This window comes from Amycolatopsis sp. NPDC049691 (assembly GCF_040675005.1).
Classification (GTDB): Bacteria; Actinomycetota; Actinomycetes; order Mycobacteriales; family Pseudonocardiaceae; genus Amycolatopsis.
Genome location: NZ_JBFANX010000035.1, coordinates 23,699 through 42,175 on the forward strand (window position 1 = coordinate 23,699; position 18,477 = coordinate 42,175).

Annotated in this window: 20 protein-coding genes; 9 read left to right on the plus strand and 11 right to left on the minus strand. The window is 73.0% G+C overall.

Annotated elements, in window-relative coordinates; translation table 11 throughout:
- Positions 1-97: 97 nt before the first annotated feature.
- Positions 98-730 (minus strand): TetR/AcrR family transcriptional regulator, encoded by a 633-nt coding sequence (locus tag AB0J40_RS45000; RefSeq protein WP_364466376.1) that lies wholly within the window; start codon positions 728-730, stop codon positions 98-100.
- Positions 731-795: 65 nt separating this feature from the next.
- Here AB0J40_RS45000 and AB0J40_RS45005 point away from each other — a divergent pair, with 65 nt between their 5' ends.
- Positions 796-2,313, plus strand: coding sequence for an FAD-dependent monooxygenase (locus AB0J40_RS45005; RefSeq protein WP_364466378.1), 1,518 nt, complete (start codon positions 796-798; stop codon positions 2,311-2,313).
- A gap of 43 nt (positions 2,314-2,356) precedes the next feature.
- On the opposite strand, the gene AB0J40_RS45010 is transcribed toward AB0J40_RS45005, so the two are convergent.
- The gene (locus AB0J40_RS45010) at positions 2,357-3,376 is read right to left on the minus strand and encodes a hypothetical protein (RefSeq protein ID WP_364466380.1); all 1,020 of its coding nucleotides are present in this window, start codon (positions 3,374-3,376) and stop codon (positions 2,357-2,359) included.
- 123 nt (positions 3,377-3,499) lie between these two features.
- Between AB0J40_RS45010 and pip the strand changes: the two genes are divergently transcribed.
- Positions 3,500-4,426, plus strand: a complete 927-nt coding sequence (gene pip / locus AB0J40_RS45015) for a prolyl aminopeptidase (protein ID WP_364466382.1) — start codon at positions 3,500-3,502, stop codon at positions 4,424-4,426.
- Here the strand turns inward: pip and dmpG are convergent.
- The 3 genes from dmpG to AB0J40_RS45030 form a co-directional block, all read right to left on the minus strand.
- Positions 4,423-5,478 (minus strand): 4-hydroxy-2-oxovalerate aldolase, encoded by a 1,056-nt coding sequence (gene dmpG, locus AB0J40_RS45020; RefSeq protein ID WP_364466384.1) that lies wholly within the window; start codon positions 5,476-5,478, stop codon positions 4,423-4,425. The two genes, pip and dmpG, sit on opposite strands and share 4 nt — an antisense overlap.
- Positions 5,475-6,374 (minus strand): acetaldehyde dehydrogenase (acetylating), encoded by a 900-nt coding sequence (locus AB0J40_RS45025; RefSeq protein WP_364466386.1) that lies wholly within the window; start codon positions 6,372-6,374, stop codon positions 5,475-5,477. Before AB0J40_RS45025 ends, dmpG begins: the two co-directional genes overlap by 4 nt.
- Before the next feature lie 99 nt (positions 6,375-6,473).
- Positions 6,474-7,673, minus strand: coding sequence for an MFS transporter (locus tag AB0J40_RS45030; protein WP_364466388.1), 1,200 nt, complete (start codon positions 7,671-7,673; stop codon positions 6,474-6,476).
- A 118-nt stretch (positions 7,674-7,791) separates the two neighbouring features.
- Here AB0J40_RS45030 and AB0J40_RS45035 point away from each other — a divergent pair, with 118 nt between their 5' ends.
- Positions 7,792-8,010, plus strand: coding sequence for a hypothetical protein (locus AB0J40_RS45035; protein WP_364466390.1), 219 nt, complete (start codon positions 7,792-7,794; stop codon positions 8,008-8,010).
- A gap of 69 nt (positions 8,011-8,079) precedes the next feature.
- On the opposite strand, the gene AB0J40_RS45040 is transcribed toward AB0J40_RS45035, so the two are convergent.
- Together AB0J40_RS45040 and AB0J40_RS45045 are read right to left on the minus strand one after the other, a co-directional pair.
- Entirely contained in the window at positions 8,080-9,576 is a 1,497-nt protein-coding gene (locus tag AB0J40_RS45040) for a glycoside hydrolase family 28 protein (RefSeq protein WP_364466490.1), read from the minus strand.
- Positions 9,577-9,713: 137 nt separating this feature from the next.
- Positions 9,714-10,298, minus strand: coding sequence for an XRE family transcriptional regulator (locus tag AB0J40_RS45045; RefSeq protein WP_364466392.1), 585 nt, complete (start codon positions 10,296-10,298; stop codon positions 9,714-9,716).
- 18 nt (positions 10,299-10,316) lie between these two features.
- On the opposite strand from AB0J40_RS45045, the gene AB0J40_RS45050 reads away from it, so the two are divergent.
- Together AB0J40_RS45050 and AB0J40_RS45055 are read left to right on the plus strand one after the other, a co-directional pair.
- Complete coding sequence (locus AB0J40_RS45050) at positions 10,317-10,796, plus strand: N-acetyltransferase family protein (protein ID WP_364466394.1); 480 nt, start codon at positions 10,317-10,319, stop codon at positions 10,794-10,796.
- A 20-nt stretch (positions 10,797-10,816) separates the two neighbouring features.
- A complete protein-coding gene (locus AB0J40_RS45055) occupies positions 10,817-11,806 on the plus strand; it encodes a sigma-70 family RNA polymerase sigma factor (protein ID WP_364466396.1) in 990 nt (329 codons plus the stop codon).
- On the opposite strand, the gene AB0J40_RS45060 is transcribed toward AB0J40_RS45055, so the two are convergent.
- Entirely contained in the window at positions 11,803-12,387 is a 585-nt protein-coding gene (locus tag AB0J40_RS45060) for an XRE family transcriptional regulator (protein ID WP_364466398.1), read from the minus strand. The genes AB0J40_RS45055 and AB0J40_RS45060 overlap by 4 nt on opposite strands.
- 77 nt (positions 12,388-12,464) lie before the next feature.
- Here AB0J40_RS45060 and AB0J40_RS45065 point away from each other — a divergent pair, with 77 nt between their 5' ends.
- The 3 genes from AB0J40_RS45065 to AB0J40_RS45075 all read left to right on the plus strand — a co-directional run bounded on the left by AB0J40_RS45065 (position 12,465) and on the right by AB0J40_RS45075 (position 14,659).
- Positions 12,465-13,403: an NAD(P)/FAD-dependent oxidoreductase gene (locus AB0J40_RS45065; RefSeq protein WP_364466400.1), complete on the plus strand. Its 939-nt coding sequence runs from the start codon at positions 12,465-12,467 to the stop codon at positions 13,401-13,403.
- A 41-nt stretch (positions 13,404-13,444) separates the two neighbouring features.
- On the plus strand, positions 13,445-13,900 hold the full coding sequence (locus tag AB0J40_RS45070) for a group II truncated hemoglobin (protein ID WP_364466402.1): 456 nt from the start codon (positions 13,445-13,447) through the stop codon (positions 13,898-13,900).
- Between the two features lie 159 nt (positions 13,901-14,059).
- Positions 14,060-14,659: a TIGR03086 family metal-binding protein gene (locus AB0J40_RS45075; protein ID WP_364466404.1), complete on the plus strand. Its 600-nt coding sequence runs from the start codon at positions 14,060-14,062 to the stop codon at positions 14,657-14,659.
- Here the strand turns inward: AB0J40_RS45075 and AB0J40_RS45080 are convergent.
- On the minus strand, positions 14,598-15,503 hold the full coding sequence (locus AB0J40_RS45080; protein WP_364466406.1) for an NAD-dependent protein deacetylase: 906 nt from the start codon (positions 15,501-15,503) through the stop codon (positions 14,598-14,600). The genes AB0J40_RS45075 and AB0J40_RS45080 overlap by 62 nt on opposite strands.
- 113 nt (positions 15,504-15,616) lie before the next feature.
- Here AB0J40_RS45080 and AB0J40_RS45085 point away from each other — a divergent pair, with 113 nt between their 5' ends.
- On the plus strand, positions 15,617-17,011 hold the full coding sequence (locus tag AB0J40_RS45085; RefSeq protein WP_364466408.1) for a protein kinase: 1,395 nt from the start codon (positions 15,617-15,619) through the stop codon (positions 17,009-17,011).
- Here the strand turns inward: AB0J40_RS45085 and AB0J40_RS45090 are convergent.
- Together AB0J40_RS45090 and AB0J40_RS45095 are read right to left on the minus strand one after the other, a co-directional pair.
- The gene (locus tag AB0J40_RS45090; RefSeq protein ID WP_364466410.1) at positions 17,001-17,918 is read right to left on the minus strand and encodes a DUF3800 domain-containing protein; all 918 of its coding nucleotides are present in this window, start codon (positions 17,916-17,918) and stop codon (positions 17,001-17,003) included. The two genes, AB0J40_RS45085 and AB0J40_RS45090, sit on opposite strands and share 11 nt — an antisense overlap.
- 40 nt (positions 17,919-17,958) lie before the next feature.
- Positions 17,959-18,411, minus strand: coding sequence for a DUF3291 domain-containing protein (locus tag AB0J40_RS45095; protein ID WP_364466412.1), 453 nt, complete (start codon positions 18,409-18,411; stop codon positions 17,959-17,961).
- Positions 18,412-18,477 lie beyond the last annotated feature (66 nt).

An 18,477-nucleotide genomic window follows, 5' to 3' on the forward strand; every position in this document is an offset into this window, starting at 1 on the left:
GTCTCCCCCGGATCCGGTTGCGGGTACCGATCATCCAGCAGCGACGGCGGGGGGCTTCAAGCGGTCGCCGGTAACACCGCCCGATCGGCCCAGCCGACTACCGCGATCGGTCCGGGAAGTCGCCCACACCTCGCTCCACCAGGTCAAACGCCTGATCGATCACCGCGACCTGCTCCCGCCGGACCACCTCCGCGTCCTCCCCGGCCACGATCCGCCCCATGGCGTGGGAAAACACCGTCGTGATCGCCGTCGTCAGCAGCCCCGCCACCATCCGGGACCGGAACTCCTCCCCTGTCTCCGAAGCCAACACCTCCGCGATCGCCGAAGCGATCTCCCGCTCCTGCTCGTACCACCGGGCCATCAACGCCGGGCTCGAGTTCAGCACCCACCAGAACCCGGGGCCGCCGGTGATCGCGCCGGACAGCGGATGCCCCGAAGCCAGCAGCGCGTGCTGGTGCGCGCGCAGCGCGGCCACCGGCGACACCCCCGCTCCTCGGGAACGGACCACCTCGGTCAGCTCCGCCAGCCGGTCCGCGTGGCGGTCGAGGAACAGGTCCTCCTTGCGCGGGAAGTAGTTGAACACCGTCATCTTCGAGACGCCCGCGGCCTCGGCTATCTCGGCCACCGTCACCTCTTCGAAGCCGCGCTGGATGAACAGGCCCGTCGCCACGTTCGAGATCAGCTCGCGCGTGGCCCGCTTCTTGCGCTCGCGCAGTCCGTGATCCGCCATGAGCCGAGAGTATAGACCGGACACAAAGTTTGACTCGGTAAAAGTTTCGCGGCATCATCGGAGCCATGGACAGGGATGTGGTGATCTCCGGGGGCGGACCGGTCGGGCTGATGCTGGCCTGCGAACTCCGGCTGAAGAACGTGGACGTGCTGGTCGTCGAGCGGCTGAGCGAGCCGGACCTGACGATCAAGGCCGGGTCGGTCAACCTGACGACCGCCGAGGCCTTCTACCGCCGTGGCCTGCTGCCCGCGGTGGACGAGGTCGTGCGGCAGAACGCCGAACAGATCAAGAAGTTCCTCGAATCACGCGGCGGGGGCGGCCCGAAGCCCGCGCTGCCGGTCGGGCACTTCGCCGGGATCATGGTCGCCTCGAACGGCGTCGACTTCGACGATCCCGCCTTCCGGGACGTCGGCCCGGCGTCGCGGGTGGTCGTGATCCAGCAGCAGGCCGTCGAGGCGATCCTCGGCGCCCGCGCCCTCGAACTGGGTGCCGAGATCCGGCGTGGTGTCGAGGTGACCGGGTTCGACGCGGGCGACGACGGCGTGACCGTGCGGCTCGACGACGGGACCGAGATCGGCGCGAGCTGGCTCGTCGGGGCCGACGGCGGGCGCAGCTTCGTCCGCAAGCACGCCGGGTTCGAGTTCCCGGGCACCGATCCCGCCATCACCGGACGGCAGGCGCTCGCGGAGCTGACCGGCGCCGAGGCGCTCCCCCCGGGCTGGCAGCACGGCAACGGCGGGCTCTACGTCCACGGGCCGATGCCCGGCCGGATGCTGACCGTCGAATTCGACGGCCCGCCCGAGGACCGGCACACCCCGATCACCGCCGAAGAGCTGGAAGAGAGCTTCCGGCGGGTGTCCGGCGCCGACATCCGGGTCACCAAGGTCCACAGCGCGACGCGGTTCACCGACAACGCGCGGCAGGCGACCACCTACCGCAAGGGCCGCGTGCTGCTGGCCGGCGACGCCGCGCACGTCCACTCCCCCTTCGGCGGGCAGGGGCTCAACCTCGGCATCGGCGACGCCGTCAACCTCGGCTGGAAGCTCGCCGCGACCATCCACGGCACCGCGCCGGACGGCCTGCTCGACACCTACACGGCCGAACGGCACCCGATCGGCGAGTGGGTCCTCGAGTGGACCCGAGCGCAGGTCGCGCTCATGCGCAGCGACGTCCGGACGAAGGCGCTGCGCCAGGTCGTCACCGACCTGCTCCTCACCGACGACGGGGCGACCTACCTGGCCAAGAAGCTCTCCGGGGTCCTGCACCGGTACGCGATCGACGGCGAGCACGACCTCACCGGCCGCGGCGCGCCCGACTTCGCGTTCGCCGACGGCACCCGGGCGGGCGAGCACCTCCAGGACGGCAAGGCGCTCCTGCTCGACCTGGCCGAGAACGCCGAGCTGCGCGAAACGGCGAGCGGCTGGGCCCGCGACGTCACCACGCTGACCGCGAAGTGCGTCAGCGACCCGGCACTGACGGCCGTGCTGATCCGGCCGGACGGCTACATCGCCTGGGCCCGCGAAGACGGCACGACGACCGGTCTGGCGGACTCCCTGCACCGCTGGTTCGGGGAACCCGCCTGACACGGGAAAGGGCGCGCCGGGAAACCGGCGCGCCCCTTCACCTTCAGTAAGCGACCGCGAAGGCGTGACTCATCGCGTCGTAGTGCTTCACCGTCGAACCGGTCGCGTCGGGCAGACCGCCCGACGCCATCTGGACCGCGCCCGTCGAGCCGCTCACCCAGTCGGTCTTGACGTAGAAGTTGAACTTCGGCACACAGCCGTTGCCCGTCGCCGCCGTGAAGTGCGTGTTCAGCGGGACGACGTAGTGGTGGACGTCGCGGCGGACCAGTGCCGTCACGCTCGACGAGGCGTCCGACTTGCACAGCGTGCCGTCGGCCTTCCACTGGTTGACGAACAGGGTCACCCGGGCGGTCATGCTGTTCAGCGGGCAGCCGTCCTTCGGCTCGGGGTAGCACGCCATCAGTTCCATGTCGCCGAACACGCTCAGCCCGGTCACCGGCGCCATCTCGAAGATCTCCGAGGCCGGCTCGCGCACGGTCGGGGCCGCCGAGCTGAGGCCGATGACGCGGCCGGGAGGCGTGTCGCCGTCGTCGGCCTGCGGCGGCGTGCCGGCGGTCGTGTTCGCGACGCTGGTGTCCGCGAACTTCAGCTCGCCGCCGACCAGGCTCACGGTCGAGTTGCCCAGCCCGAGGTTCGCGCTGCGCAGGTACGTCGTGCACGTGACGGTGCCCGCCGCGCCCGGGTGGACGAGGAACCGCGTCGTGACGTTGATGTCCCGCAGCGACGCCGGGGTGCCGGTGGCGCTCGCGATGATGACGTTCTGCCCGAGCACCTCGTTCTTGCTCCAGCCGCTCGTGCTCGAGCAGCGGACCTCGTTGTCGATCAGCGTCGTGTTCGACGCGTTGTTGACCCGCAAGGTCGAATAGACGTACGCGGTCTGGGTGGCCGTCATCGTCAGCTGCACCGAGCCCAGCGGGGCGACGTACTGGTTGTCGTGCGGCTGGGTCACCGTGCGCGGGGCGAACGTCACCGACGTCGCCGCCTGGGCGGCCGGGGCCGCGCCGAGCAGCCCCGCGGCCGTGGCCGCGCAGGCCACGGCCGCGGCGAAGATCCTGCGTTTCATCGAAATCCCCTCGAAAAAGTGGGCGGGGACCGGAAAGATCACCGGCCGGGACCGAGTCTGCCGCCCGCCGCGGGTCGCCGGGAACGGGCGGTTCCGGCCGTTGACCGAAAGAGGACATCCGCCATGGCCGAGCTGTACCCGCCGATCGAGCCCTACGACCAGGGCTTCCTCGACGTCGGCGACGGGCACCGGATCTACTGGGAGACCAGCGGGAACCCGGCCGGCAAGCCCGCGGTCGTGCTGCACGGCGGCCCCGGCCAGGGCAGCACGCCGGGCATGCGGCGGATGTTCGACCCGGCGCGCTACCGGGTGGTGCTGCTCGACCAGCGCGGCTGCGGCCGGAGCACGCCGCACGCCCTCGATTCCGTGCGGGACAACACGACCGGCCACCTCGTCGCCGACCTCGAGCGGCTGCGCGAGCACCTCGGCATCGAGCGCTGGCTGGTGACCGGCGGATCGTGGGGAACGACCCTGGCGCTGGTGTACGCCGAACGCTTCCCGGAGCGGGTCACCGAGATCGTCGTGAGCGCGATCAGCACCACGCGCCGCTGCGAGATCGACTGGCTCTACCGCGGCCTGCGGCGGTTCTTCCCCGAGGAATGGGCACGCTTCACGCTGGGCGCCGACGACGACGTCGCCGCGTACGCGCGGCTGATGGCCGACCCCGACCCGGCGGTCCGCCGGCGCGCGGCGGCCGCGTGGTGCCGGTGGGAAGAGGTGGTGCTGTCCCTCGAACCCGGCGCGCCGCCGGTGAGCGACGCGCCGGTGGACGAGGCCGCGCTGGCGTTCGTCCGCCTCACGACGCACTACTACGCGAACGCGGGCTGGCTCGAGGAAGGCGCGGTGATCCGCGACGCCGGGCGCCTCGCCGGCATCCCGGGCGTGCTGATCCACGGCCGCCTCGACCTGAGCTGCCCGGTGACGACGGCGTTCGAGCTGGCCGAGGCGTGGCCGGGCGCGCGGCTGCTCGTGGACGACCGGTCCGGGCACCGGGCCAGCGACGTCAAGCGCGGGTGGAAGCTCGCGGCGCTGGCCCGGTTCGCGGCTTAGCCCTCGGCGGCCAGCGTCACCGCGACGTCGATGATCATGTCTTCCTGGCCGCCGACGAGGGCGAGCTCGCCGCAGCGGCGCAGGATCGCCTGCGCCGGGACGCCGTAGCGCTCCGCCGCGCGTTCCGCGTGCAGCAGGAAGCTCGAGTACACGCCGGCCCAGCCCTGGACGATCGCGTTGCGGTCCATCTTCGGCCAGCGGTTCAGGTACGGGCGGACGACCTCCTCGGCCGCGTCCAGCAGGCCGCCGACGTCGAGGCCCGTGTCGATGTCCAGGCGGTCGAACACCGCCGCGAGCACCTCCGTCGGCGAATTCCCGGCGCCCGCGCCGAGCGCGCAGAGCGACCCGTCGATGTAGCGGACCCCGGCCTCGTACGCCAGGACCGAGTTCGCGACGCCGAGGCTCAGGTTCTGGTGGCCGTGGTAGCCGACCCACGCCGCGTCGCCGACCTCGGCGACGAGCGCCTCGAACCGCGCGCGGGCTTCGTGCATCAGCAGCGCGCCCGCCGAGTCCGTCACGTACGCCGCCTGGCAGCCCGCGTCGACCATGATCCGCGCCTGCTTCGCGAGGTCCTCCGGCGGCGTCCGGTGCGCCATCATCAGGAACCCGGCGGTCTCCATGCCGAGTTCGCGCGCCAGGCCGAAGTGCTGCGGCGAGACGTCGGCCTCCGTGCAGTGCGTCGCCACGCGGACCATCTCCGCGCCCGCGTCGAACGCGCGCCGGAGGTCTTCCGCCGTCCCGATCCCCGGCACGAGCAGCACGGCGATCTTCGCCTGCTTCGCCTCTTCGCGGGCCGCCGAGATCAGTTTCAGCTCGTCGACGGCGGAGAAGCCGTAGGTGAACGACGAGCCGCCGAGGCCGTCGCCGTGGGTCACCTCGATCACTTCCACGCCGGCGCGGTCCAGCGCGCGCACGGTGTCGCGCACCTGCTGCTCGGTGAAGCGGTGGGCCATCGCGTGGCTGCCGTCGCGCAGGGTCGTGTCGACGATCCGGACGTCGTGCTTCAGTGCCGGACGGCCGGTGTGCATCGATTCGTTCGCAAGCTCACTCATGCCGGCACCTCCTGCTTCGCGCGCGCCATGAGTTCGCCGACGCGGGCGGCCGCGGCGGTCATGATGTCGAGGTTCCCGGCGTACTCCGGCAGGTAGTCGCCGTTGCCGCGGACCTCGAGGAAGATCCCGACCCGCGCGTTGCCGTCCCACTCTTCGCGCGCGTCGTCGAACTGCGGGTCGGCGCGCAGTGTGTAGCCGGGGACGTACTTCCGGACTTCTTCGGCCATTTCGTGGATGGACGCGGTGATCGCGTCGCGGTCGGCGTCGGCACCGATCGCGCAGAACACGGTGTCCCGCATGATCATCGGCGGCTCGACCGGGTTGAGGATGATGATCGCCTTGCCGCGTCCGGCGCCGCCGACTTCGGCGACCGCGCTGGACGTCGTGCGGGTGAACTCGTCGATGTTCGCGCGGGTGCCCGGCCCGGCACCGCGCGACGCCACCGACGCGACGATCTCCGCGTACGGCACCGGCGTCACGCGGGAAACCGCGTGCACCATGGGAATCGTGGCCTGGCCGCCGCAGGTGATCATCGAGACGTTCGGCGCGTCGAGGTGCGCGCCGAGGTTCACCGGCGGGCACACCATCGGGCCGAGGTGCGCCGGGGTGAGGTCGATCGCCTGGATGCCGGCTTCTTCGTAGCGCGGGGCGTTGGCGGCGTGCGCCTTCGCCGACGTCGCCTCGAACACCAGCTCCGGCAGGGGATCCTGGCGCAGCAGCCAGTCGACGCCCTCGGCGGAGGCCTCGATCCCTTGCGCGCGGGCGCGTTCGAGCCCGTCGGACTCGACCACGCCGACCACGTAGCCGACTTCGATCACTTCACTGCGTCGCAGCTTCGCCAGCAAATCGGTGCCGATGTTGCCGGGGCCGACGATCGCCGCTTTCACGGGAGCCATGCCGTCGACGGTCGCACCGGGGCGGGCGGGCAGGACAGCATTGTGTTCCGGCCAGCGGAACGTCGAGACTGGTCGTAGGGGCCCGGCGCTCGGCATCGCCTACTCGGTCGAGCCGGACTTGACGGCGGATCCGGCCGGGCTGCTCGAGGTCGCCCGGGCGCCGCGAGCCGCGGCACCCGTGCGTCGCGCTCCCCGAACCACCGCCGCCGCGGCGAGGGCCACGACACCGCCGCCGGTCATGACGGCCGGCACGGAAACCGCGTCGGCCACGAAGCCGCCGGCCAGCGCGCCGAGGGAGATCGTCGCCTGGAAGGACGCGGTGAACAGGACGGTCGCCGCCTCCGGGGCGTCCGGCGCCGCGCGGGCGAACCAGGCCTGGGAGCAGACCGGCACGGCCCCGTAGGCGACGCCCCACACCACGAGCAGCGCGAGCGCGCCGACCGGGCCGGCGTGCGGCAGGAGAACGGTCGCCAGGGCGATGAGGACGGCCGCGGCGGTGAAGTTCAGCTTGCGCAGGCCCGCCAGGAAGGTGCCCGCGATCCCGGCGGCGCCGTAGACGAGGAGATAGCCGCTCAGCACCTCCGGGCGGACGACGTCGCGCAGCAGCGGCGTGATGTAGGTGTAGGTGCCGAAGTGGGCCAGCACGACGAGGAAGGTCACCAGGAGTCCACTTCGGACTCCGCAGCGGGTCATCAGTCCTTTCAGGACGGTCACGCGGGTCGCTTCGGTCGCGGGCAGGGACGGTGTCACGAACCAGAGGGCGGCGGCGGTCCCGAGTGCGAGCAGGCCGAGCGCGAGGAAGGCCGTCCGCCACCCGGCGAGCTGGCCGACGAGGGTGCCCAGCGGCACGCCGAGCACCGAGCCGAGCGGCACCGCGGAGAAGACCACGGAGGTCGCCCGGCCGGCGGCGGCCGTCCCGACGAGCCGGGGCGCCAGGCCCGAACCGATCGACCAGAAGCCGCCGATGACGAGCCCGACGAGGAACCGGGCGGCGAGCAGGACCGCGAAGGTGGGCGCGGCCGCGGCGAGGAACCCGGCGGCCGCGAGCAGCAGCATCAGCCCGGCCAGCATGGTGCGCCGGTCGAGCCGCCCGGTGCCGACGGTGACGACCGGCGCGGCGACGGCGGCGACGAGCCCGGGAACGGTCATGGTCCAGCCGGCCGTCCCGACCGCGAGGCCGAAGTCGCCGGCGATCGGGGTCAGCAGGCCGATCGGCAGGATCTCGGTGGTGACGATGGCGAAGATCCCGACGGTGACGGCCGCGACGGCGGGCCACCGGCGAGGCGAAGAGGTGATCATGAGATTCAGTAGACCGCCGTCACCGGGCGGGTGCTGGCAGGATCGCGACAACTCCGTGCCGGTTTGATCGTCCTCCGATCGGGGCAAATTCGGGAAGTCAACCGAACGAGGAGGCGCGATGGCCGAGCAGAACCGTTGGCACGTGATCCCGAGAACGGCCCCGCTGTGCTGGATCAGCTTGGCGGCGGGCGTGTTGTTGCTGGTGTCGAGCATCATCACGTTGACAACCGCGGCGGCGCGGGTGCCGGTCCTGGAGGTGATCGTCGCGGTGGCGGCGGTGGCGTTGATCGTCTTGGCGGGCGTGGGCTTGGCCCGGCCCGACCTCCGCGGCCGCTGAGGACGGCGCGGACACCGGGAAGTAAGCCGGCCGGGTCCCGCGGCGGCGCCGGGACCCGGCCGGACGGACCTACAACTCCTGATGGTCCGCGTGCGCCACGCTCGCCTCCGGGACCGGACGCCCGTCGCTCACCCGGAAGTCGTCCACGGCGTCCAGGACGAACGTCGGCACTCCGTCCACTTTGTCCGCTCGGCAGTGGTGCACGTCCAGGTCGGCCACGTCGCGCGCCACGAAGGCCGGTCGCGTGTCCGTTGCTCCGAACCGGACGTCCACATTGTCCAGACTGATCCCCCTCGCGTGCCGGACGAAGAACCCGTACGCCGGCAGCGTTCCGAACATCGACGGTTCCGGGTAGGCCGTCTCCAGCTCCGGTGGGTTCTGGACCGCGTCGCCCGGGGTCAGGCCGCCCGCCAGGTGGTGGCGGATGTTGCTCAGCTTCACGTCCTCGATCGGGTGGCCCGGGATCCCCGCGAGGCACGACGGATACCGGGGGTCCGCGGCGAACGTCGTCACGTCGCTGATGCTCACCCGGCGCAGGAAGCCGACCGGAATGCCCGCCGGCCCGCGCATCCGCGCGCCCAGCCTCAGGAACAGCGGCATCTGGACGTTGCGCATCGTCAGGTTGGCGATCGTCACGTCCTCCAGCCACCCGCCGTCGACCGTCTCCAGCGCCAGGCCGCGGCAGTGCTCGAAGACCACGTTCGAAATCGCGATGTTGCGGAACCCGCCGTTGGACTCCGTGCCGAACTTGACGCGGCCGGTCCGCCCGTACGACGACGCCGTCTTGAACGTCCCGTCGACCAGCGTCCCCAGGTCGTAGCCGCTGACGAAGCAGTTGTCGATCGTCACGTTTTCGGTGTCGCGCACCTGGTTCAGCGCGTACGTGCTCTTCAGCACGATCGCGTCGTCGTTCGGCGAGTTCACCGTCGTGTTCGCGATCCGGACGTTCTTGCAGCAGTCGATGTTGATGCCGTCGCGGTTGGTGTCGATCACGAGACCGTCGATGCGGAAGTTGTCGACGCCGGTCGGCAGGATGCCGAAGTGCCCGCCGTTGACGATCGTGATGTCGCGGATCGCGACGTTGCGGCACAGCTTGAGCGCGATCGCCTTGTTGCCGTTGAGCGGCGCGGACTCCGCGCTGCCGCCGGCGACGAGGCCCTTGCCGTCGATCTTGCCTGGCCCCTCGATGGTGACGTTCTCCAGGTTTTCGCCCCAGATCAGGCTGTTGTGCCAGTGGCTGTGCCCGAAGTCCTGGTACGGGTTGCCCGCGCCCGGCTCGGCGGGGTCGTACCCCTTGCCGCCGGCCGGTGTCGCCGCGAGGATCGTCGCGTTCGCCGCCAGGTACAGCGCCACGTTGCTCTTGAGGTGGATCGAATAGCTGGCGTACGTCCCGGCCGGGAAGTACACGGTCCCGCCGCGCGTCGCGGCCGCGTCGATCGCCCGGTTGATCGCGGCGGTGTCGATCGTGCGCCCGTCGCCCTTGGCGCCGCACTTCGTGACGTCGAAGACGCGGCCGTCCGCGGCCAGTTCCTGCGCGCTGGCGGACGGAGATCCGATGAATGGCAGCGCGGCGCCCGCCGCCGCTCCCCAGGTGACTGCCCGACGACGGCTCAACGGTCTGCTCACGAAATGCTCCCTTTCCTAGCCACGACGGAAACACCACGCGGTGCTCCGACGGCGGATCGGGAATGCGCGAAATCAGGCTAGGAGGAAGTGATCGGACGAGTCAAGCGCGAGCGCATCACCAGCGCCGCGACGTGGTAGGAACACGGCTCCGCGCCGCGGTTGGCGTACGAATGCGTCTCGTCCGCCGGGAAGTAGACCGAATCCCCCGCCGCCAGGACGTACTCGGCCGAGCCGACGCCCAGCCACAACGTCCCCGACTCGACCGCGACGAACTCGTGCGAACCCGCCGCGTAGGCCGGAAAACTGCCCGCGTCGCACCCCGGCGGCAACGTGGTCCGGATCCATTCGAAGTTCACCCCGGGCACCACCGGCGTCAGGACCGTGCGGTGCCAGCCGCCCGGCTCCGCGACGTGGTCCTGCTCCGCCGCGCGGCGGACGATCACCCGGTCCGACTCCAGGTCGGCCAGCAGCCGCGACAACGACAGCCCCAGACCGTCGGCGATGCGGGACAGCACCACCACCGTCGGGGTCTTCTCGCCGCGCTCGATCGCCGACAGCATGCTCACGCTCACCGCCGCCCGCGCGGCCAGCGCGCTCAGCGCCAAGCCGCGGTCGGCCCGCAGGTCGTGCAGGCGGCGGCCGAGGGCACCCGGATCGATCATTCCCCTATAATACCCACTATGTCCACTATAGAGGAAGCCGTCGAGGCCGACGCCGAAGGCATCGCGGCGGTCTTCGCGCCCTACGTCACCGATTCGGTCTTCACGTTCGAGACCACGCCGCCGACCCCGGACCACTGGCGCGCCAAGATCGGCGAACTGCCGTTCCTCGTCCTGCGCGGGACGAAGGTCGACGGCTTCGCGTACGCCGCGCCGTGGCGGCCGAAGCCCGCGTACCGGCACACGGTGGAGACCACGATCTACCTCGCTCCCGAAGCCGCCGGGCGCGGACACGGCCGCCGGCTGCTGGACGAGCTGCTCGAACGGTGCGCGAAAGCCGGGGCGCGGCAGGCGATCGCGGTCGTCGTCGACTCCGGCAACCCGGCGTCGCGGAACCTGCACCGCGCCGCCGGCTTCACCGACGCCGGCGTCCTGCGCCGCGTCGGGTTCAAGCACGACCGGTGGCTCGACACCGTCCTCATGCAGCGCGAACTCGGCTGACCATCGGGCAGGATGCGCGCATGGACACCGAAGCCGACCTCCTCGAAGCGGCGCGGCGCGCGGATCGCGGCGCGTTCGACCGGCTCGTGCGGCCCTACCAGAGCGAGCTGCGCGCCCACTGCTACCGGATGCTGGGCGCCCTCCACGACGCCGAAGACGCGCTGCAGGAGGCCCTGCTCGGCGCGTGGCGCGGGCTGGCCGGGTTCGAGGGGCGCAGCTCGGTGCGCGCGTGGCTCTACCGGATCGCCACGAACGCGTGCCTGCGGCTGATCAAGCAGCGCCCGAAACGCCTGCTGCCGCGCGACTTCCACCCCGCCGCGAACCCCGGCGACCCGCTCGCCGACCCGGTCGACGGCGAGGCGTTCGTCGAGCCCTACCCCGAGGACGACTGGGACCCGCAACGCCGCTTCGAGCTGCGCGAAAGCGTCGAGCTGGCGTTCGTCGCGGCGCTGCAGCACCTGCCCGGCACCCAGCGGGCCGTGCTGATCCTGCGCGAGGTGCTCGCATTCTCGGCCGCGGAGGTCGCCGACGCGCTCGGCACGTCGGTCGCTTCGGTCAACAGCGCGTTGCAGCGGGCGCGCAAGACCCTCGACGAGCACGCGCCGTCGCGGAGCCAGCAGGCGACGCTGCGCGCACTGGGCGAGGACGCGGAACGCGCGCTGGTGGCGGACTTCGTCGCGGCGTGGGAACGCGCGGACGTCCCGGCGCTGCTGGACCTGCTCGCCGAGGACGCCCGCTTCACGATGCCGCCGCTGCCCGCCTGGTTCGACGGCCGCGACGACGTCGCCCGCTTCCTCACCGGCAGCGTGTTCGCCACGCCGTGGCGGCTGGTGCCGGTCCGGGCCGCGGGCCAGCTCGCGTTCGCCTGCTACCAGCGCCGGCCGGACGGCGTCTTCCGCATCGGCTGCGTCAACGTGCTGACCCTGCGCGGCGACCGCATCGCCGAGATCACCGGCTTCCTCGACCCGAAGATGTACGCGGGCTTCGACCTGCCGGCAGAACTGGCCTAACGGGACTTGGCCCGCAGGTGGAGCCGCTCGCCCTGCTTGCCGAACAGGCTGAGGATCTCCGCCGGGCGCCCGACCGCGCCGAACCAGTGCGGCAGCCGCGTGTCGAACTCCGCCGCCTCGCCCGGGCCCAGCGTCAGGTCACGGTCGGCCAGGATCAGGCGCAGCCGGCCCGACAGGACGTAGAGCCACTCGTAGCCCTCGTGGACCTGCGGGTCGGGCTCGCCGGTCTCCGGTTCCAGGATCATCTTGAACGCCTGGGGCGCGCCGGGCTGGCGGGTCAGCGGCAGGACCGTCATCGTCGCGCCGTTGCTGCGCGGCAGGCGGCGGGCGGTCAGCCGGACCCGCGGGTCGCCGACCTCCGGGGCGCCGACCAGCTCGTCGAGGGGCACCTGGTGGGCCTGCGCGATCGGCAGGAGCAGCTCGAGGCTCGGCTTGCGCTGCCCGGACTCCAGCCGGGACAGCGTGCTCTTCGAGATGCCCGTCGCGGCCGAGAGGTCGGCGAGCGTGACCCGCCGCTGCGTGCGGACCCGCTTGAGGCGCGGGCCGACCTCGGACAGGGCCTGGGTGATCGCGTCGGTCATCCCTCCAGGAAACGCGCTCGTTGCGGAAACGGCAACATTTGTTGTCGGATTCGCGAAGCCGGGCCCAGGGTGGCGGCATGACCGAAAACAGCTATGACGTCCTGGTGGTGGGTGGCGGCGCGGCGGGTCTGAGCGCCGCTCTGATGCTGGGCCGGGCGCGGCGGCGCGTCGCGGTCGTCGACGGCGGCTCGCCGCGCAACGCTCCCGCCCAGCACATGCACGGGTTCCTGTCCCGCGACGGCCTGCCGCCGTCCGAACTGCTCGAGATCGGCCGCGAGGAGCTCGCCGGCTACGGCGTCGAGGTCCTCGACGACCGGGTGACCCGGCTCGAAGCGGGCTTCACGGCCGAGCTGGCGAGCGGCCGGGAGCTGACCGCCCGGCGCGTCCTGGTCGCCACCGGCGTCCACGACGACCTGCCCGACCTCCCCGGCCTGCGCGAAAGCTGGGGCACCGACGCGGTCACCTGCCCGTACTGCCACGGCTACGAAGTCCGCGACCGGCCGCTCGGCGTCCTCGGCACCGAGCCGACGAGCGTCGAGCACGCACTGCTGGTGCGCCAGTGGTCGCCGGACGTCGTGTACTTCCCGCACACCACGCCACTGTCCGAAGAGGACCGCACCCGGCTCGACGCCCGGGGCATCCGGGTCGTCGACGGGACCGTCACGGCGCTGCGGCGCGAAGACGGGCACCTCACCGGGGTCGAGCTGGGCGCGCGGTTCGTGCCGCGGGTGGCGCTGTTCATCCGCACCCGGACCGTGCCGCACGACGAGCTGCTGCGCGGGCTCGGCTACGAAGAAGGCTCCACCGACGCGATGGGCGGGACGAACGTGCCGGGTGTGTGGGCGGCGGGCAACGTCGTCGACGCGCGGGCGACGGTGATCATCGCCGCGGCCCAGGGCGCGGCCGCCGCCGGCGCGCTGAACCACGACCTCGTGGCCGAAGACGTCGAGCGGGCGGTGGCGAAGTTCGGGGGGGTCACCCCGGCCGCCGAGCGCGCGGCCGCGGCGGCGCGCTGACGCACCTGGCGTCCGGCGGCCGGGCGTGCCAGGCTCGGCGGGTGCGTCCGACGTTGTACGACTTCGCCGGCGGCGACCCCGCGTTCCTCGCGCTGGCCGCCGCCCACCACGAGCGCTGCCTGGCCGACCCGGAGCTGAACCACCCGTTCTCGCACCCGGGGCAGCACCCGCGGCACGTGGAACGGCTGGCCTGGTACTGGGCCGAGGTCATGGGCGGCCCGCCGCGGTTCTCGGCGGAGTGCGGCGACCATTCGGCGGTGCTGCGGATGCACGCGGGCAACGGCGACATGAGCGACCTCGGCCGCCGGTTCGTCGACTGCTTCGTCCGGGCCGCGGACGACGCCGGACTGCCCGCCGACCCCGAGTTCCGCGCCGCGCTGCGGTCCTACATGGAGTGGGCGGTGGCGGAGGTCCTCACCTACCCCGGGCCGGCCGGGGAAGTGCCCGGCGGGCTGTCGGTGCCGCGCTGGTCGTGGACGGGGTTGCAGCCGGTGTAACGCCCGGAGCGGCGGCGACGTCTTGCAGGCAACGACCGGCTGTGCAGGTCCGTCGCAGAGCCGGCCCCGGGCGCGTTTCCCCCAGCCCGCCCGGGCCGGCTCGTCCACGGCGTCCGAAACCCGCCTGCGCCGCGGCCGGCCCCGGGCCAGACTGGCGGCATGCTCCTCGATCGCTTCCTCCTTGCCGCCAACGGTTTCGAACGGCACGTCCGCGCGATCCCGCCCGGCGGCTGGCACGCGCCGACGCCGTGCACCGAATGGGACGTCCGGGCGCTGGTGAACCACATGACCCGGGGCAACCTGAACTACGTCGGGCTGCTGCGCGGTGCCACCCGCGAGGAGTTCCTGGCCGCCCGCGCCGCCGACGCCCTCGGCGACGACCCCGTGACCGCGTACACCGAGTCGGTGCGGGCCTGCGCCGAGGCCTTCGCCGAAGACGGCGCGCTGGACCGGGTCGTCGACTACCCCCTGGGCAAGCTGACCGGGCGGCGCGCACTGGCCGTCCGGACCGCCGACAGCACCGTGCACACCTGGGACCTCGCCCGCGCCCTCGGCGCCGACGAGACCCTCGACCCCGGCCTCGTCGCGTGGATCGACGAGAGCTACGACGACATCTTCGCCGGGCTGGCGCTGAACTCCCGCGTCTTCGCCGACCCACCGGCGGCCGCGCCCGGCGCGTCCCGGCAGGATCGGCTGCTCACGCGCTTCGGCCGCGATCCTCGCCGGGCGAGCACCCCAGCCGCGCCGCCAGCTCGGTGAGCGCCCGGCCCAGCGGCAGGTCGACGCGCACCGAGGCGTAGCGGTCGCCGCGGGTCTCGCCGCGGTTGACGATCACCACGGGCTTGCCCGCGGCCGCCGCGTGGCGGACGAACCGCAGCCCCGACATCACCGTCAGGGACGAGCCCAGCACCAGCAGCGCGCCGGCTTCGTCGACCAGCCGGTAGCACTGCTCGACGCGGGGCCGCGGCACGTTCTCGCCGAAGAACACGACGTCCGGCTTGAGCACGCCGTCGCACGAGGCGCACGGCACCGGCGTGAACCGGCGCACGACGTCCTCGGGCAGCTCGACGTCGCCGTCCGGGTTGATCCGGGTGGCCGCCCCGCCGAAGTCCGGGTTCGCCGCCCGCAGCCGCCGGTCCAGCTCGGCGCGCGGGCTGGTGCGGCGGCAGTCCAGGCAGATCACCCGGTCGAGGCTGCCGTGCAGCTCGACGGCGTCCGCGGTGCCCGCCGCCTGGTGCAGGCCGTCGACGTTCTGCGTGATGACGCCGCCGAGGTACCCGCCGTCGCGCAGGGCGGCGACCGCGCGGTGGCCGTCGTTCGGGTCGGCGCGGGCGATGGTGCGCCAGCCGAGGTGGCTGCGCGCCCAGTACCGCTGCCGCCCCTCGGCGCTGGTGACGAACTCGTCGTAGGTCATCGGCGTGTGCCGGCGCAGGCTGCCGGACTCGCCGCGGTAGTCGGGGATCCCGGACTCCGTCGACAGCCCGGCCCCGCTGAGCACGGCGACGCTCCCCCGCGCCACGACGTCGGCGACCTCGTCGAGGCTCGAGGTCCGGGGCAACGGCGCGTCCGGGGACGTCCAGGTCAAGGTGGGGCGGGTCCGCACCACGCCAGGGTACGTGGGCCCGGGAGGTGCTTGCCGATCCGATGATCGGCTGTAACGCAACGCCGTCCGAAGCAGACTTCCCGGTGTCAGGGTGCCTTGCGGAAAGGGTGCGTGTGAGCTGGCAGTTCGGCCCGTACCGCGTCGAGTCCTTGATCGCACGCGGTGGCATGGGCGAGGTCCTGCGCGCCTACGACTCCCGCCACGACCGCGTCGTGGCCCTGAAGCTGCTGGCCCCGGCGTTCGCGGCCGACCGCGACTTCCGGGAGCGGTTCCGGCGGGAGGCGCACGCGGTCGCGCGGCTGCGCGAGCCGCACGTGATCCCGATCCACGCCTACGGCGAGCTCGACGGGCGCCTCTACCTCGACATGCGCCTGGTCGACGGCGACGACCTCGGCACCCGGCTGACCCGCGGCGGCGCGCTCGCGCCGGCCCAAGCGGTCGACGTCGTCGGGCAGGTCGCGCAGGCGCTGGCGGCCGCGCACGCCGAAGGCCTGGTGCACCGGGACGTCAAGCCGTCGAACGTGCTGGTCGGCGCGACCGGGTTCGCCTACCTCGTCGACTTCGGCATCGCCCGCGCGGCCGGGCCCGGCACCGGGATCACCGCGACCGGCGGGGCCGTCGGCACCCTCGACTACATGGCGCCCGAGCGCTTCACCGACGCCCCTGCCGACCACCGCGTCGACGTCTACTCGCTCGCCTGCGTGCTGCACCAGTGCCTGACCGGCAGCAAGCCGTTCGCGGCGACGACGACCGCGGCGCTGATCGGCGCGCACCTGCACCAGCTGCCGCCGCTGCCGAGCGCGCTGCGGCCCGGGCTGCCCGCCGCGTTCGACGCGGTGATCGCGCGGGGCATGGCGAAGGACCCTGCCGGGCGTTTCGGCAGCGTGACGGAACTGGCGGCCGCCGCCCGGGCCGCACTCGGCGGTACCGCCCCCGGCCACCCCCTCACTCCCCCGGCCCGGCAGGCGACCCGGACGACGCCGGTCCCGGAGCCGGGGCGGCCGCGGAAGGCCCCGTGGCTGGTCGCCGGGGTGGCCGTGCTCGCGCTCGCGGCCGTCGTCGGGTGGTTCACCGTCCTCAAGCCGTCGTCGCCGGCCGCTTCCGGCTCGGTACCGCCCGCGTCGCCGCCGGTCACCACCACCCAGGTGAGCGTCCGGACGTCCGTCGCCACCCGGGTCGCGAGCGGCGCGGACCTCGGCCTGGCGACGGCCATGACGACCCCGGCGTGCGACGGCTCGTTCGTCGTGATCCTCGGTTCGGCCGTCACCCCGGCCGGCTACCGCGCCGACGTCCAGCGGTTCCTCGACGCCCACCCGGGCGCGGGGTACCTGCACGCGCCGAGCACGGGCTGCGGCTCGCTGCGGCAGCAGGTGGACGGCGCCGACGTCTACGCCGTCTACAGTGGACCGTTCAGCACGAAGGACGCGGCCTGCGCCCACCGCAGCGGCGGCGCGTACGTCAAGCGGCTCGACCACACGACGCCGCCGACGCAGATCGTCAACTGCTGAGCGCGTTCCACACGGATTCCGCGTCCACAAAGGACTCCAGCAGCGTGGACAGCCGCGGGTCGCCGCGCCCGTTGAGCGCGTCGGAGGCGATCCGGCGGGCGACGCCGGCGAGGAAGTCGGCGACCTGCACGCGGGCGTCGGAACGCGAGTCGACGAACCGGACGCCGGCCAGCCGATGGCCGAGCGTGGCCTTGAGCTGCAGCACGCGCTCGCCGGTAAGGGCCAGCTGCTCGTCGTGGACCAGGACGACCGGCGTGCCGTTCGCGCTGAAGTGCCGGACGGTGTGGATCACCGCGGGCACCAGCGGATCGAGCACCGGGACCAGGCCGGGGTCGGTCGCCAGCCGGGCGCGGTAGCCGGCGACGCGTTCGCCGCCGTCCTTGAGGTGGCCGAGGATTTCGCCCGCCTCGCCGGGGACCTCGGCGAGCTCGCCGGCCAGCGCGAAGAACTCCGCGGGCGACGTCGTCACCCCGCGCCGCGGCCGCAGCCGCAGCACGCTGGTGAACGCGGCCAGGAAGTACGCCCACCGCTCGGCGCCGAACGCCGCCGGCCCGGCGCGGTGGAGGGTGCGCGCCATCGCGTCGGTGCCGTCTTCGGCCAGCAGCGTGACGGCGGCCCGCACGGCGAAGAACGTCTTGTCGGTCAGGTGCACGTGCCCGCGGCCGGCGAGGGGGCCGCCGGGGTCGAGCAGCCACTCGAGCACCGGGCGGTGCTTGGCGCGCAGCAGGTGGTTGGCCTTGTACTCCTCGGCGGGCGAGCCGATCCGGGCCCGGATTTCGGCCACGCAGGCACGCGCGGCTTCCGGGGTCAGCCGGACGCCCGCGTGGGCGAAGACGTCCGTTTCGCCGCCGACGAGGTTCTCCCCCTCGGAGCCCGACTCGTCGCAGGCGATCTCGACCGGGCTCACCGGTCCGATGGTGCCAGACGGACCGCCCGGCGGCGACCGATTACCGGCTCCGGCGGCCGTCCGAGGTGAACCGGCGCACCGGCGTGAACGCCTGGGGCGAGGGTCCGTGCTCCCGGAGGAATCCCAGCCGCGCCAGGGCCTGGCCGACGGTGGGCCGCCGGCCACCGGCCACCCACCACAGGGCGGTGGCGGGCGGCGGCGCCGGCGCGAACCAGTCGCGCCGGCGCAGGAGGAACCGCCCGTGCGCGCTGCGGTAGACGAACTCGTGCAGGCTGCGGTAGTCGCGCCACACCGACACGTTGACGACGACTTCGACCCCGCGGGTGGTGGCGAGGACGGCGTGCCCCGACTCGGCACCGAGCCGCCAGACGAAGCCGGGCGCGGCATCGGCGAGCCGCGCGACGACACCGAAGGCGTTCGCGAAGCCGGCCATCACGGGGTCGTCGAGCGGCGCCCGCGGCACGGCGACGTTGACTTGGGCGAGTTCGGCCACCCGCCCAGCCTAAGTCCGGTGTGGTCACGGTTGGGCCATGGCGGCTCGCCGGCCCAGCCCAAGTCC